Below are 13,953 nucleotides of genomic sequence, written 5' to 3'. Positions count from 1 at the left end.
TCAGCCCGCGGGCAGCTCCACCCGGAAGCTGGTGCGCCCCGGCTCCGACTCGACCAGCACGCGCCCGCCGTGCGCCTCGACCACGGCCGCCACGATCGCCAGGCCCAGCCCGGTCGAGCCGGTGGTCCGCGCCCGCGAGGAGTCGCCGCGGGCGAAGCGCTCGAACAGCACCGGCACCAGCGCCTCGTCGATCCCCGGACCGGAGTCGGTGACCGTCACCACCGCGATCGGCCGGCCGCGCTCGTCGCGGTCCTCGGCGAGCGCCGCGACGACGCGCGTGCCCGGCGGCGTGTGCACGGTGGCGTTCCGCAGCAGGTTCGCGACCACCTGGTGCAGCCGGAAGCCGTCGCCGCGGATCTCGATCGGCTCCTCCGGCAGGTCGAGGTCCCACTCGTGGTCCGGTCCGGCGACGTGGGCGTCGGACACGGCCTCGATCAGCACCATCGTCAGGTCGACCGGCTCCTTCTCGAGATCGCGGCCCTCGTCGAGGCGCGCGAGCAGGAGGAGGTCCTCGACCAGCGAGGTCATCCGGGTGGCGGCCGACTCGATCCGGTCGAGCGAGTAGCTCGCCGACTCCGACAGCTCGACGTCGCCGCGGCGGGGCAGCTCGGCGTAGCCGCGGATCGCCGCGAGCGGCGTGCGCAGCTCGTGCGAGGCGTCGGCGACGAACTGGCGGACCTTGTTCTCGCTGGCCTGGCGCGACTCCAGAGCACCGCCGACGTGGTCGAGCATGCGGTTGAAGGCGGCGCCCACCCGGCCGACCTCGGTGCGGACGTCGGCGTCCTCCTCCGGCACCCGCTCGATCAGCTCGACCTCGCCGCGCTCGAGCGGCAGCTCGGCGACACGGGTCGCGGTCGCCTCCACCCGCTCGAGCGGCCGCAGCGCCACCCGGATGATCGCGGTCGCGATCAGGGCGACCAGCAGCATCGCGAGCAGGACGACGACGACCACCACGGTGGTCAGGGTCCGGAGCGTGTCCTCGGCCTCGCCGAGGGGCACTCCGACGATCACGACCGAGCCGTCGATCACGCGCGCCTCTGCGCGGTACTGGCCGAGGGCGTCGCCGAGATCGAGGGTGGTCGCGTCACCGGCGTCGGCGACCGCGGCGGCAAGCACGGAGTCGGCCGGGTCGGCGAACTCCTGGCAGGCCCCGGAGCTGTCGATGTACGCGCCGGTGTAGGCACCGGACGCCCCGAGCACCGCCGTGATCGTCTGGGTGTCCTGATTGGGCCGCCCCGCGAAGTCGCCGCTCGGGCAGGTGGTCGCCCGCTCGATCGCGCTGGAGCCGGCGAACTGGCCCGGCCCGTCGAAGCCGGCCAGCCGGTCCAGCGACTCCGAGAGCTGCGTCTCCGCGTTGTCGTAGAGGATGCCGCGCAGCGACAGCACGCTGACCGTCCCGACGATCCCCGCGATCACCGCGACCAGCGCGACGACGGCGACGACCATCCGGCGCCGCAGCGTCCAGGGCGCGCGTCGGGACGCGTTCGAGCGGCGGAGGGCCGACCGGGTCGCGAAGTCGCCGAGTGTGGGCCGCAGCCGCCCGCCCCCGGTCGTCACTGCTCGGCGGGCTTCAGCAGGTAGCCGGCGCCGCGGACCGTGTGAATCATGGGCGAGCGCCCCGCGTCGATCTTCTTGCGGAGGTAGGAGATGTAGATCTCGACGACGCTCGACTTGCCGCCGAAGTCGTAGGACCAGACGCGGTCGAGGATCTGCGCCTTGCTCAGCACGCGGCGGGGGTTCCGCATCAGGAAGCGCAGCAGCTCGAACTCGGTCGCGGTCAGCTCGATGTCGGTGCCGGCCCGGCGCACCTCGTGGCTGTCCTCGTTGAGGACGAGGTCGCCCACCACGACCTCGGGGTCGTCGGCGTCGTTGGCGAGCAGGGTGGAGCGGCGGATGAGCCCGCGCATCCGGGCGACGAGCTCCTCGAGGGAGAACGGCTTGGTGACGTAGTCGTCGCCACCGGCGGTGAGCCCGGCGATCCGGTCGTCGAGCGCGTCCTTCGCGGTGAGGAAGAGGACCGGGGTCTCGCTGCCGTCGGCGCGGATCCGCTGGAGCACCTGCAGCCCGTCGATGTCCGGCAGCATCACGTCGAGCACGATGACGTCGGGGCGGAACTCGCGGGTGATCGTGATCGCGGAGCGGCCCTCGGCGGCGGTGCGCACCTCCCAGCCCTCGTAGCGCAGCGCCATCTGCAGCAGATCGGTGAGGGTGCTCTCGTCGTCGACGACGAGGACGCGGATCGGCGTGCCGTCCGCTCGCTTGAGGCGGGTGCGCTGCGCGGAGGCGAGATGCTTCGAAGGGGCCGGGGTGCTCATGTCTCCCCAGTATCAGGAGTTTCCTATGAGCGCGCTATGCCCTGGCGATGCCTCGACTGTGCGCGGCCGGAGAGGCGCGCCGGTGACCGCCGCACCGCGCGCCATCACGGACAGCGGGCGGATCGCCCGCCGCTATCCTGCAGCTGGCGCGCACTCGCGCGCCCGGACGGACGGAGCAGAACGATGCCGGACTCCTCGCGCGCGATCGTGCGGCCGCTGAACGCCGCCGTCTCGGGCTGCGTCACGGTCCCCGGGAGCAAGAGCCTGACGAACCGGGCGATCGTCCTCGCCCTCGCCGCGCGGGGCACGTCGGTGCTGCGGCGCCCCCTCCGCAGCGACGACACCCGGCACGGCGCGACCGTCGCCCGTGCACTGGGCGCCACCGCGATCGACAAGGACGACACGATCTCGATCACCGGGCTCGGTGCCCTTCGCCCTGTCGATCACGCGGAGCTCCACGTCGGCTCGGCGGGCACGATCGCCCGCTTCCTGCCCTGCTTCCTCGCCTTCGGCGGGCCGGGCGAGTGGACGCTGACCGCGAGCGAGCAGATGACGCGGCGCCCGATGGCCGGCCTCTTCGCCGCGCTCGAGGCGTTCCCCGGCGCGCTCACCGCCCTCGGCGAGCCCGAGCGCTACCCGCTGCGCGTCCGGGGCGGCGGCATCTCGCCCGCGGCGATCGAGGTCTATGGCGGCGTCTCCAGCCAGTACCTCAGCGGGCTCCTCCTCTCGGCGCCGCTGCTCGGCCGCGACGTCACCGTCCGCGCGCGGGGCGCCGTCGTGCAGGGCGCCTACGTCGACATGACCGTCGACTCGCTCCGCCGCTTCGGCGCGACCGTCGAGCGGAGCGCCGACCGCCGCGCTATCACCGTGCACGCGGGGCCCACCTCCGCGGTCGACCTCGAGATCGAGGCGGACGCGTCGACCGCCTCCTACTTCGCCGCGCTCCCCGCGATCCTCGGCGGGTCGATCCACCTGCCGAACGTCGAGCGCGCGAGCCGGCAGCCCGACACGCGCTTCCTCGAGATCCTCGAGCGGTTCGGCTGCGAGAGCGTCTGGAACGACGGCGGTCGCGGCGTGACCGTCACACGGCCCGGCGATCTCGACCGCCTGCGCGGCGGTGCGCGACTCGACCTCAACGACTGCTCCGACGTCGCGCTGACGACCGCCGCGCTCGCGGTCTTCGCCGACGCCACGACCGAGATCGTCGGAGTGGAGCACATCCGGCAGCACGAGTGCGACCGGATCGACGCACTCACAGCCGCGTTGACCGCCTTCGGGATCGAGGTCGAGGAGCGCCCGGACGGCTGGCTGATCCACCCCGGGACCCCGCGCTCCGCCGAGATCGGCACCCGCGACGACCACCGCGTCGCCATGTCCACGGCCCTCGTCGCTCTCGGCGGAGCGGGAGCAGCGCTCGACCACCCGCGCTCCGTCGACAAGACCTGCCCCGAGTTCTGGGACCTCCTCGCGGGCGTCGGCGCGGACGTCGAGCTGATCGTCGGACCCGAGCGCTCGAGGCCCACCGGGCCGTGACGCCCGACAGGAGGAGCACACCGTCCTCGGTGGAGCGGTCTGCAGACCCGCCGTCTGCCACGGGTGGATCTCGATACGCCCGCTCCGCGGGCTACTCGATCAGCAGGGACGTGCGCGTCGACTCTCGCGCCAAGTGCAGCTAGCGCTTCGATCCCGGAGCCGGCTCGTCGGCCGGGTCCGCGTCGAACTCCTCCGGGTCGACGACGGCCGAGCGGGCGTAGCCGCGCACGCGCCGGTCGATGAAGGTCGCGAACCAGAGCAGCACGCCGATCACGAGCAGCACGCCCGCGATCTCGTACTGCGCGATGTCGCGGCCGGAGGTGATCGGCAGCACCAGGTAGAGGCAGGCGATCGCACCGAGCACCGGCAGCACGGTCGGCGTCCGGAAGTGCGCGTGCTCCACCGGCTGGCGTCGCAGCACGAGCACCGCGACGTTCACCACCGCGAAGACCGCGAGCAGCAGCAGCGACGTGGTGCCGCCGAGCAGGACCGCGATCGGGTCCGACGGGTCGCGCGACACGTACGCGGTGAGCAGCAGCGCGAGGACCGTGGTGAACAGGATCGCCGCCCACGGCGTCCGCCGGCCGGCCAGCACGTTCTTCAGGAACGGCGGCAGCACGCCCTGCTTGCTCATCCCGTAGAGCAGTCGGCTGGCCATCATCATGTTGATCAGCGCGCTGTTCGCGACGGCGAAGAGCGAGATGAAGGGCAGCAGCGTCGAGATCGGGAAGTCCGGCGCGGCCGTCTCCACGACCGTCACGAGCGGGGTGTCGTTGCCGGCCAGCTCGCCGATCGGCACGATCGCGACGGCGAGCGTCGAGACCAGCACGTAGACGACGGCGGTGATGCCGAGTCCGGTCAGCATCACCTTCGGGAAGATGCGGCTCGGGTCCTTGGTCTCCTCCGCCATGTTGACCGAGTCCTCGAAGCCGACCATCGCGAAGAAGGCCAGCGAGGTCGCGGTGCTGACCGCGAGCAGGAGCGACTTGTCCTCGGGCGTCTCGAACGCGACGACGCGGGAGAAGTCGGCCTGGCCGCCGAACACCGCGAAGAAGCAGACGAAGATCACCAGCAGCAGGCCCGACAGCTCGATCAGGGTGAGCACCACGTTCAGGCCGACGCTCTCGGCGACGCCGCGCAGGTTCACCAGCGCGATGCAGACCATGAAGATCAGCGCGATGCTCAGCCGCGTGCCCGCGCCGTCGCCCAGGCCGAAGCCGATCGCGAAGTTGCTGGCGAACGCGCCGGAGGCGGCCGAGGCGGAGGTGATCCCGCTCGCCATCACGGTGAAGCAGACCAGGAAGGTGACGAAGTGGATCCCGAACGCCTTGTGCGCGTAGAGCGCGGCGCCGGCGGCCTGCGGGAACTTGGTCACCAGCTCGAGGTAGGAGCAGGCGGTCAGCGTCGCGACGACGAAGGCGATCACGAACGGCAGCCAGGCGGCACCGCCCACCTCCGAGGCGACCTGCCCGGTCAGCGCGTAGATGCCGGTGCCGAGGATGTCCCCCACCACGAAGAGGAGGAGGAGCTTGGGGCCGAGGACCCGCTTGAGCTCGGGAGGTGCCGTCTTCTCGCTGGTCGCCGTCATGATCGCGCCTCCATCGGTTCGTACCGGGTGGCGCGAGCCTAGGGCCGCGCGGGAGGCAGGGGGAAGCCCCGAGGACGGGAACGACGGCGGGAGCGCGTCCGGGAACGCAGAAGCGCCAGGACCCCGAACCGGTCCTGGCGCTTCTGTGGTGGTCGGTCACCGGGGACGACCGAAGTCGCCCGCTCAGGTGATCGAGACCTAGATCCCGAGGCAGACCCCGAGGAAGCCGGTCAGCGGGGAGGCGGAGAGACCGGTGAGGTTCGCAGCCGCCGTGTTGTTCCCCGTGTTGGTCTCCGTGAAGCCGGCGGGGACACTGGCGAGGGAGAGACGGAACTCGGCCACCGCGAAGACGCCCAGGACGCCGGTGATGTCGATGATCGCCGACGGGGTCGCCGTTGCGATGGTGAAGGTGATGGTGTTGTTGACGAGGACGCCGACGGTCGCACCCGCGGCCGAGACGCTCACGTTCGCCAGGCGCGGGCTGGACAGCGTGAAGGTCGTGCCGGCGGGGATGTTGCCCGTCACGGCGGACACCGTGAAGCGCGGCACGGAGCCGCCGAGCGTGAGCGTGCGGCAGGCGCGCGAGACGACGATGTCGACGGTCGCGTTCGACGCGGCGGCAGCGGGAGTGGCGATGGCGACGGCGACGACCGGCACGCTCCAGGCGGCGGTCTTGGCGAGCGAGCGGCGGGAGAGGGAGTTCTCGGGCACGGGTTCCCTTTCGAGGAGTCGGAGCGGAGGCCGTGCGTCGGAGGAGACCCCCGCGACCGGACAAGGGGAAAGCTAGGGAGCTGTCCCCCTTTCGATCCATCCCGGCGAACGCGGCGAGGATCACTCGAATCCGGGAGAACCTGGATCCGGGCTGAGAGCCGCCTGCACGGCCGCGCGCGAGGATCCGCGCCGTTCCGGGCGCCGCCGAGCGCCGCTCCGGCGACCGGCGCCTCGGTCGCGTTCCTCGCCGAGGCGAGCCGACCCGCCGAGGAGGTCGATCAGGCGTCGCGAAACAGCGCTCCGCTGTCGGCCCCGGACGGTTCCCCCGCCGGTCGCGTCTTCGGACGTCCCGCCGGTTCAGGCGTCGTCGAGGTCCTCCGCGGCGCGCCGCAACCGCAGCAGCACCTGGAGCTCCAGCGCCCGCCCCCGCCACTCCCGGCCGAGCAGCCGGTCGAGCGCCGCGAGCCGCTGATAGACGGTGTTGACGTGCACGCGCAGCGCCGCTGCGGTGGCCGTGGGCCGGCGGCCCTGGTCGAGGAACACCTCGAGCGTCCGGAGCAGCGGGACGCCGCGCGCGGTCTCCTCGGCGAGCACCGGTCCCAGCTCGCGCGCCGTCTGGTCGCGCAGCTCCTGCCGGCCCGTCCGGCTGAGCAGGACCGCGAAGACGCCGAGGTCTGCGGCCCGCGCCAGCACGGCCGTCCGGCCGAGCGTCGTCATGACCCGGGCGGTCCGGCTGGCCTCCGCGTGCGCCGCGCGCAGCCCCGCGGGCTCGAGCACCGGCCCGGCCAGGCCCGCCGCCGGTGCCTCCTCGCCGCCCCAGCGCAGAGACAGGTCGAGGTCGGCGGGGACGACGAGCACCAGCTGACCGCGGTGCACTGCCGAGGCGACGCGCTCGCCGAGGCGCAGGCCCGCCACGTACCGCCGGGCGCGCTCGGGGTCGCCGCCCGCGACCACCACGAGGTGCGCCCGGCGGGGATCGAGGCCCGCTCCCCACCAGCGCCGGCTCTCGGCGGCCGGGTCCTCCTCGCTCCGGCTGAGCAGGTCGATCGTGGCGATGTCGCGGCCGAGCTGCACCGCGCGGGCGGTCGCCCGAGCGCCGGCGAGGGTCAGCGCGATCAGCGGAGCGGCGCGCTCGACGAGCAGCGCCGCATCGACGGCGGGCGCCCCGGAGTCGGACGTGCCGGACTCCGCGTCGTCGACGACCAGCGCGCCGAAGAGGGTGCCCGCCGCCAGCACCGGCTGCACGAGCGCCTCGCCCACCCGGATGCGGCCCGGATCGCCCGACTCGCCCGCCCGGGCGAGCGCCGCCCCGATCGGCCCGGCGCCGGGGTGCGCGAACCAGCGCACCGGCGCGTCCGTCATCGCCCGCACCCGCTCGACGAGGGAGTCGGGGTCGCCGCCCGCGAGCACGGCCGCGGTGAGCTCGGCGTCCAGGCGCAGCGTCGCCGCCAGACCGTCGCGCGCGTCCCGCAGCTCCTGCGCTCTGCTGGCGTTGTCGAGCGCGACCGCGGCGTGCGCGGCGAGCGCCGTCAGCAGGCTGATCTCGTGCTGCCCGAAGCGCCGCTCCTCCCGCTTGGCGGCGAGCAGCACGCCGAGGACCTGCCCGCGCACGCTGAGCGGCACGCCGAGCAGGCCGCGGATCGACTCGGCGGCGGCGGCGCGATCGGCGCGCGGCTCGTGGACGAGGGTCTCGTCCGCCGCGTAGTCCGAGGTCCACCGGGGCGCTCCCGCCTCGAGCACGGCGCCGACGAGCCCTGCCGAGCTCGGCAGGCGCACGCCGACCAGGTGCGCCGATCGATCTCCGCTGGCGACCCGGATCTCGAGGTCGTCCACGGCGATCAGCACCACGTAGGTCAGGTCGACGCCCAGCAGCCGCCGGGCCTGGTCGACCACCTCGACCAGCAGCTCGCCCGGATCGGCGACGGAGGCGAGCCGGCCGGCGATGTCGTTCAGTGCCGCCAGCTCGACCGCGCGGTGGCGCCGCTCCTGCAGCAGCACCGCGATCTCGACGGCCGCGCGCGACTCGGCGTCGACGACCGACTCCTCGGCACCGGCCGCCAGCAGCGCGACGCGGTGCGCCTCGAGCGCGGGCAGGTCGGCCTGGTCCGCGAGGAGGTCGAGCCACTGCTGCCGTGCCATGGAGGCATCCTCCACCCTGCGGCTCGAGAGTGGAAGGTCCGTCCATTGTCGGCGAGGGCGGCGAGGACCGAGAGTGGAGCGTCCCCGAGCGGCACCGCCGCCCCCAGCTCAGGAGCTCCCCATGAACAACGTCGTTCCCCACCCCGATCACGGCCTCTCCGACGTCGCGCCGACCCCCGGCAGCGCCGGCCCCGCCGCCGTCGCCGACACCCCGCCCGTCCTCACCGGACCGCTCCGGCTGCGCCGGCTCTCGGTCGGCCTCGCCCTCGTCTACGTCGCGATCCTCGCGATCAACTCCGGCGGCCTCGGCATCCTCATCCCGAACCTCGTCGCCGACCTCGACGCCGCGAACAAGATCGGCAACCTCGCGATCGTCACCACGGTCGCCTTCCTCGCCAACGTCTTCGCGCAGCCGATCGCCGGCGCGCTGTCGGACGCGACCCGCTCGCGCTTCGGCCGCCGCTCCCCCTGGATGATCGGCGGGGCGCTGCTCGCGGGTGGCTTCGTCCTCGGCCTCCCGCTGGCGAGCTCGGTGGTGATGGTCGCCGTGATCTGGCTCGTGGTCCAGCTCGGCCTCAACGCCCTGCAGGCCGCCGCGACCGCCCTCGTGCCCGACCGCTTCCCCGCGGCCAAGCGCGGCGGTGTCTCCGGCATGATCGGCCTCGGCATCACCGTCGGCAACGCGGCCGGCGCCGTCATCGCCGGCTCCACGGTCGGCTCGGGCGCGCTGCCCTACGTCGTCCTCGCCGTGCTCCTGCTCGTGATCGTCGCGCTCTTCGTCGTGGTCAACCCCGACCGCTCCAGCCGCGACGACGTCGCCGCTCCCCGCCAGACCCTCGGCGAGTTCCTCCGCGGCTTCTGGGTCGACCCCCGCAAGCACCCCGACTTCGCCTGGGCCTTCGCGGCGCGCTTCCTGATGGTGATCGGCTTCTACGGCGCGCAGACCTTCGGGCTCTACATCCTGCGCGACTACATCGGCCTCAGCGACGAGGCGTCCAACGGCTTCGCCGCGCAGATCGGCATCGTCCTCCTGCTCGGCGTGCTGATCTCCGCGCTCACCAGCGGAGTGCTGTCCGACCGGATCGGGCGCCGCAAGCCCTTCATCGTCTGGGCCTCGGTGATCATGGCGATCGGCCTCGCCGTCCCGTTGGTGCTGCCGACCACCACCGGCATCCTGATCTACAGCTTCCTGCTCGGCCTCGGCTTCGGCGCCTACATCTCGATCGACCTCGCCCTGATGACCGAGGTGCTGCCCGTCTCGATGACCTCCGGCGCCAGCACCGCGGGCCGCGACCTCGCGATCCTCGGCCTCGCCACGACGCTCCCCCAGGCGCTCAGCCCCTCGATCGCGGCCGGGCTCGTCTCGCTCACCGGCGGCTACCCCGTGCTGTTCGTCTCGGGCATCGTGTTCGTGGTGCTCGGAGCGCTCGCGGTGATCCCGATCAAGTCGGTCCGCTGACCGGCACGGCCCCGGGACCCGCGGCGGGGTCCCGGGGCCGTCCTGCGCCCGCCGCCCCCTGCTCCCCCGCCCGCCCCTCGAGAAAGACGGACCGATGCGACTGCACACCACGACGACCGGAGACGGCGAGCGCCGGCTGGCCCTCGTCCACGGCCTCGGCGCCGACGGGGCGACCTGGGCGCCGCTCGCCGACCGCCTGGTCGCGACCGGCGAGTACGCCGTCACCACGGTCGACCTCCGCGGGCACGGCCTCAGCGAGCGCACCTCCCGCTACCGCCTCGACGACTTCGCCGACGACCTCGTCGAGACCCTGCCGGCGGGCCTGGACGGCGTCGTCGGCCACTCGCTCGGCGGCGCGGTGCTGGTGCGCGCGGTGCCGCGCCTCCGCCCCGCACAGGCGGTCTACCTCGATCCGGGCTTCGCGCTCGCGCTGCCCACCAGCGGCGTCGCGGGGCGGCTGTTCTGGGCGGTCCCGCAGGTCACGATGGGCGTCGCCGGCCTGGTGCAGGCCCGCAAGGGGGCCGCGGTGCGCCGCGGCTACCCGCCGGAGATCCGCGCCTCGCTGGACGACGCGCGCGGCCGGTTCGACGCCTCGATGGCGATCGGCGTCTTCCGCGACGTCGCCTTCCACCCGGTCGCGGTCGGCGCTCCGGCCGTGCCGTCGGTCCTCGTCCTCTCCGACGACTCGCCCGCCGTGCTCCCCGATGCCGTCGTCGACCGGCTCGAGGCGGCGGGCTGGGGCGTGCGGCGCGTCCCCGGCGTGCACCACGACCTGCACCTCGAGGCGCCGGAGCGGACCTTCGAGCTGGTCGCCGGGCTCCTCCGTCCCGGCGCGGAGCGGCGCTGACCGGCACGTCACCCCACGGCGAGCCGGCGGGCCCGGCGGCGCACATCGGCGACTCATAGACGACCGAGACGAGCCGCATAGCGCGCCTTCCTACTGTCGGGACGTCGAGCGGACCCCACCGCTCGGCCTCCCCGACCGAAGGACGCCATGTTCGCCACCTATCTCCGGCGAGAGCTGACCAACCGCCGCCGGCAGACGATGATCATCGCCGCCGGAATGGCGCTCGCCATCGCCCTCGTGATCCTCGTCACCTCGTTCTCCGCCGGAGTCCGCAGCGCCCAGGCCTCGGTCCTCGAGTCCGTCTACGGCGTCGGCACCGACATCACCGTCACCCAGGCCGCCGTCGCCCCGACGGAGGGGCAGGCCCCCGGCCAGCGCTTCGACTTCGGCTCGACCGACGGGACGACCGACGACGGCACCACCTCCGTCAGCCAGTCGCGCCTCGAGGCCGACCGCGGCACGACCACCTTCGACGCCTCGGCCGTCGCCACCGCGCAGGGCGTGACCGACGTCTCCGCCGCGATCGGCGTCCTCGCGCTGAACAACACGACCTTCAGCGGGCAGCTGCCCGACTCCGCCCAGCAGGGCGGCACCGGCGGCACCGGCGGCACCGCGGGTCAGGGCGCCGCAGGCACCGCTCCGGCGGCCGGCGAGGCGCCCACGGGCGGCCCGGACGGCGCGGGGGGCTCCTCCTTCGGCGTCGACTCCTTCTCGGTGCTCGGCCTCGACCCGGCCGGCTCCGCGATCGGCCCCCTGGCCGACGTGAGCCTCACCGACGGCCGCACCTTCACCGCGGACGACGCGGGCCAGAACGTCGTCGTCGTCGACTCCTCCTACGCGACCACGGCCGCGCTGTCCGTCGGCTCGACCGTCGACATCGGCGGCACCGACTTCAGCGTGATCGGCATCGTCACGACCGACTCCACGGACGCTAGCACCGCCTCCGACACCTACATCCCGCTCGACGTCGCCCAGACCCTCTCCGGCCAGGCCGGACTGATCTCCTCCGTCTACGTCCAGGCCGCCTCCTCCGAGGACATCTCCTCGATCCAGACCGCCCTGCAGACCGCGCTGCCCGACGCGACCGTCTCGACGCAGGCCGACCTCGCCTCGAGCGTCTCCGGCTCGCTCTCCACCGCGGGCAGCCTCGTGGCGAACCTCGGCACCTGGCTCTCGCTGCTGGTCCTCGCCGCCGCGTTCCTGATCGCGATCCTGTTCACCGTCTCGGGCGTCACCCGGCGCACCCGTGAGTTCGGCACGCTCAAGGCGATCGGCTGGAGCAACGGCGCGATCGTCCGCCAGGTGGCCGGCGAGTCCGTCGTCCAGGGGCTGATCGGCGGCGCCGCGGGCATCGTCCTCGGGCTCGTCGGCGTCACGATCGTGAATCTGATCGCGCCCACCCTCTCGGGCACCTCCACCACCACCTCGGCGATGGGTGCCGGCGGTCCCGGCGGCGGCTTCGGCGGAGGCGGCCCCGGCGCCGCGCAGACCGCCGCGGCCACCGAGGTGGCGCTCTCGCTCCCCGTCACCGTGCCGGTGATCCTGCTCGCGGTCGGCCTCGCCGTCCTCGGCGGGCTGCTCGCCGGAGCCCTCGGCGGCTGGCGCGCCTCGCGTCTGCGCCCCGCGGCCGCGCTCCGCTCGGTCGGCTGACCTCCTCGTCTCCTCGTCTCCTCGTCCCCGGAAGGACACCCGCATGTACACCCTCACGAACGTCACCAAGAGCTACGACGGAGCGAAGACGACGGTCACCGCGCTGAAGGACGTCACCCTCACCATCCCGGACGGGCAGATGGTCGCGATCCAGGGCCCGACCGGCGGCGGCAAGTCGACGCTGCTGCAGATGCTCGGCGCCCTCGACCGCCCCACCTCGGGCACCGTCGTCCTCGGCGAGCACGAGATCTCCTCGGCGGGCGACGCGCGTCTCGCCTCGATCCGGGCGCGGGAGGTGGGGATCGTCTTCCAGAGCTTCAATCTGATCCCGACGCTCACCGCGCTCGAGAACGTCGAGACGGCGCTCGCTCCCCAGCGCGTCCCCCGGGCGGAGCGGGCCGAGCGGGCGAAGGCGGCCCTCGCCTCCGTCGGCCTCGCCGACCGGCTCGACCACCTGCCCACCGAGCTCTCCGGCGGTCAGCAGCAGCGCGTCGCGATCGCCCGCGCACTGGTCAAGAACCCGACGGTGCTCCTCGCCGACGAGCCGACCGGCGCCCTCGACGAGGACACCCGCGACGACATCATGACCCTGCTCGAGACCCTCTGGAAGGACCTCGGCCTCACCCTCGTCATCGTCACCCACGACTCCGCCGTCGCCCGCCGCGCCCAGCGCCGCCTACACCTCAAGAACGGCCACGTCCGCGACGTCGCGTGAGCCCATGCTGATCGAGGAGCTGCAGGCAGCAGGCAGCACAGCCATGCTGATCGAGTAGCCCGCGCAGCGGGCGTATCGAGATCCACCACCGTTCGAACAGCGGGTCTCGATACGCGCTGCGCGCTACTCGACCAGCAGAAAGCGCCTGCTCCTCGGTCGGCCGCGCCTCCCGCTGAGGCCCCGCCTCAGCCCGCGTGCTCCCGCAGGAACGCCAGCGCACGCGGCCACGCGTCCGTCGCCGCATCCGCCCGGTACATGCCCTCGTTCGCGTCGTTGAAGAACGCGTGCCCGGCTCCCGGATACACGACGATCTCCACGTCCTTGCCCGCGGTCGCCTCGCGGATCCCGGGGACCTGCGCCATCAGCGGTTCGTCCTGCTCGCCGTAGAACGCGAGGACCGGCACGCGCAGCGAGCCGAGCTCCTCCGCCGAGGCGGTGTTGTGCCCGTAGAACGGCACGGCCGCGGCCACGCGCGGCTCCGCGAGCGCGAGGGCCCAGCTGAAGGTGCCGCCGTAGCAGAAGCCGGTGACGGAGACGCTCGTCGTCCCCTCCTCGCGCAGGAGCCGCTCGACCAGCGCCCGGAGGATCGCAATCGTCCGCACCGCGTGCTGCGGTGTGAACACCGGGGCGAAGAACGTCCGCAGCTCCACCTGGCGCGGCAGCCGGCGGACCGGGTGGTCGTAGTCCGCGCGCTGCTCGGTCTCGAGCTGCTCGAGCAGACCGCTGTCGGCGAGCAGCTCGGGCGCGACGACCTGGAAGCCCTCGGCCGCGTACCGGTCGGCGACCGAGCGGATGTGGCCGTCGACCCCCCACACCTCGTGGATCAGGATCAGGACGCGCCCGCCCTCTCCGCTGCAGTACACCGGTACATCGTGGTCGGCCAGGGTCCAGGTCTCATCGCTCGTGGGCATCTGCGCACCCTAGCCCCGCCGGCCGGGAGCGGGCCCACCGATGGACCTCCGGCACGCGGAACCTCGTCCGGCTCGTCGAAACGGC

At 73.4% G+C, this 13,953-nt stretch carries 11 protein-coding genes; 5 read left to right on the top strand and 6 right to left on the bottom strand.

Translation table 11 applies throughout. The features are described 5' to 3' along the window. Window positions 1-1,557, bottom strand: a complete 1,557-nt coding sequence (locus tag EDF43_RS15425) for a HAMP domain-containing sensor histidine kinase (protein ID WP_243646335.1) — start codon at window positions 1,555-1,557, stop codon at window positions 1-3. Continuing rightward, complete coding sequence (locus EDF43_RS15420) at window positions 1,554-2,315, bottom strand: response regulator transcription factor (protein ID WP_123447806.1); 762 nt, start codon at window positions 2,313-2,315, stop codon at window positions 1,554-1,556. Before EDF43_RS15420 ends, EDF43_RS15425 begins: the two co-directional genes overlap by 4 nt. A gap of 183 nt (window positions 2,316-2,498) precedes the next feature. Between EDF43_RS15420 and aroA the strand changes: the two genes are divergently transcribed. Beyond that, on the top strand, window positions 2,499-3,848 hold the full coding sequence (gene aroA / locus EDF43_RS15415) for a 3-phosphoshikimate 1-carboxyvinyltransferase (RefSeq protein WP_165909139.1): 1,350 nt from the start codon (window positions 2,499-2,501) through the stop codon (window positions 3,846-3,848). Window positions 3,849-3,987: 139 nt separating this feature from the next. On the opposite strand, the gene EDF43_RS15410 is transcribed toward aroA, so the two are convergent. The 3 genes from EDF43_RS15410 to EDF43_RS15400 form a co-directional block, all read right to left on the bottom strand. Next, entirely contained in the window at window positions 3,988-5,436 is a 1,449-nt protein-coding gene (locus tag EDF43_RS15410; protein WP_132437586.1) for an APC family permease, read from the bottom strand. A gap of 198 nt (window positions 5,437-5,634) precedes the next feature. Next, complete coding sequence (locus EDF43_RS15405) at window positions 5,635-6,147, bottom strand: hypothetical protein (protein ID WP_123737372.1); 513 nt, start codon at window positions 6,145-6,147, stop codon at window positions 5,635-5,637. Between the two features lie 357 nt (window positions 6,148-6,504). Continuing rightward, window positions 6,505-8,286, bottom strand: coding sequence for a GAF domain-containing protein (locus tag EDF43_RS15400; RefSeq protein ID WP_132437585.1), 1,782 nt, complete (start codon window positions 8,284-8,286; stop codon window positions 6,505-6,507). Window positions 8,287-8,407: 121 nt separating this feature from the next. On the opposite strand from EDF43_RS15400, the gene EDF43_RS15395 reads away from it, so the two are divergent. The 4 genes from EDF43_RS15395 to EDF43_RS15380 all read left to right on the top strand — a co-directional run bounded on the left by EDF43_RS15395 (window position 8,408) and on the right by EDF43_RS15380 (window position 12,957). Beyond that, window positions 8,408-9,745 carry an MFS transporter gene (locus EDF43_RS15395; RefSeq protein WP_165909138.1) on the top strand — a complete coding sequence of 446 codons (1,338 nt, stop codon included), beginning with the start codon at window positions 8,408-8,410 and terminating at the stop codon, window positions 9,743-9,745. Between the two features lie 94 nt (window positions 9,746-9,839). Next, complete coding sequence (locus EDF43_RS15390; RefSeq protein WP_132437583.1) at window positions 9,840-10,592, top strand: alpha/beta hydrolase; 753 nt, start codon at window positions 9,840-9,842, stop codon at window positions 10,590-10,592. 147 nt (window positions 10,593-10,739) lie between these two features. After that, window positions 10,740-12,242 carry an FtsX-like permease family protein gene (locus EDF43_RS15385; protein ID WP_132437582.1) on the top strand — a complete coding sequence of 501 codons (1,503 nt, stop codon included), beginning with the start codon at window positions 10,740-10,742 and terminating at the stop codon, window positions 12,240-12,242. 43 nt (window positions 12,243-12,285) lie between these two features. Beyond that, window positions 12,286-12,957: an ABC transporter ATP-binding protein gene (locus EDF43_RS15380; protein ID WP_132437581.1), complete on the top strand. Its 672-nt coding sequence runs from the start codon at window positions 12,286-12,288 to the stop codon at window positions 12,955-12,957. A gap of 185 nt (window positions 12,958-13,142) precedes the next feature. Here the strand turns inward: EDF43_RS15380 and EDF43_RS15375 are convergent, their stop codons facing one another. Beyond that, window positions 13,143-13,868: a dienelactone hydrolase family protein gene (locus tag EDF43_RS15375; RefSeq protein ID WP_123737378.1), complete on the bottom strand. Its 726-nt coding sequence runs from the start codon at window positions 13,866-13,868 to the stop codon at window positions 13,143-13,145. Window positions 13,869-13,953: the final 85 nt, after the last annotated feature.

The organism is Rathayibacter sp. PhB179 (genome assembly GCF_004345345.1).
GTDB classification, from domain to species: Bacteria; Actinomycetota; Actinomycetes; order Actinomycetales; family Microbacteriaceae; genus Rathayibacter; species Rathayibacter festucae.
The sequence above is the reverse complement of the archived record's forward strand: the minus strand, read 5'-3'. Positions and strand labels throughout refer to the sequence as shown.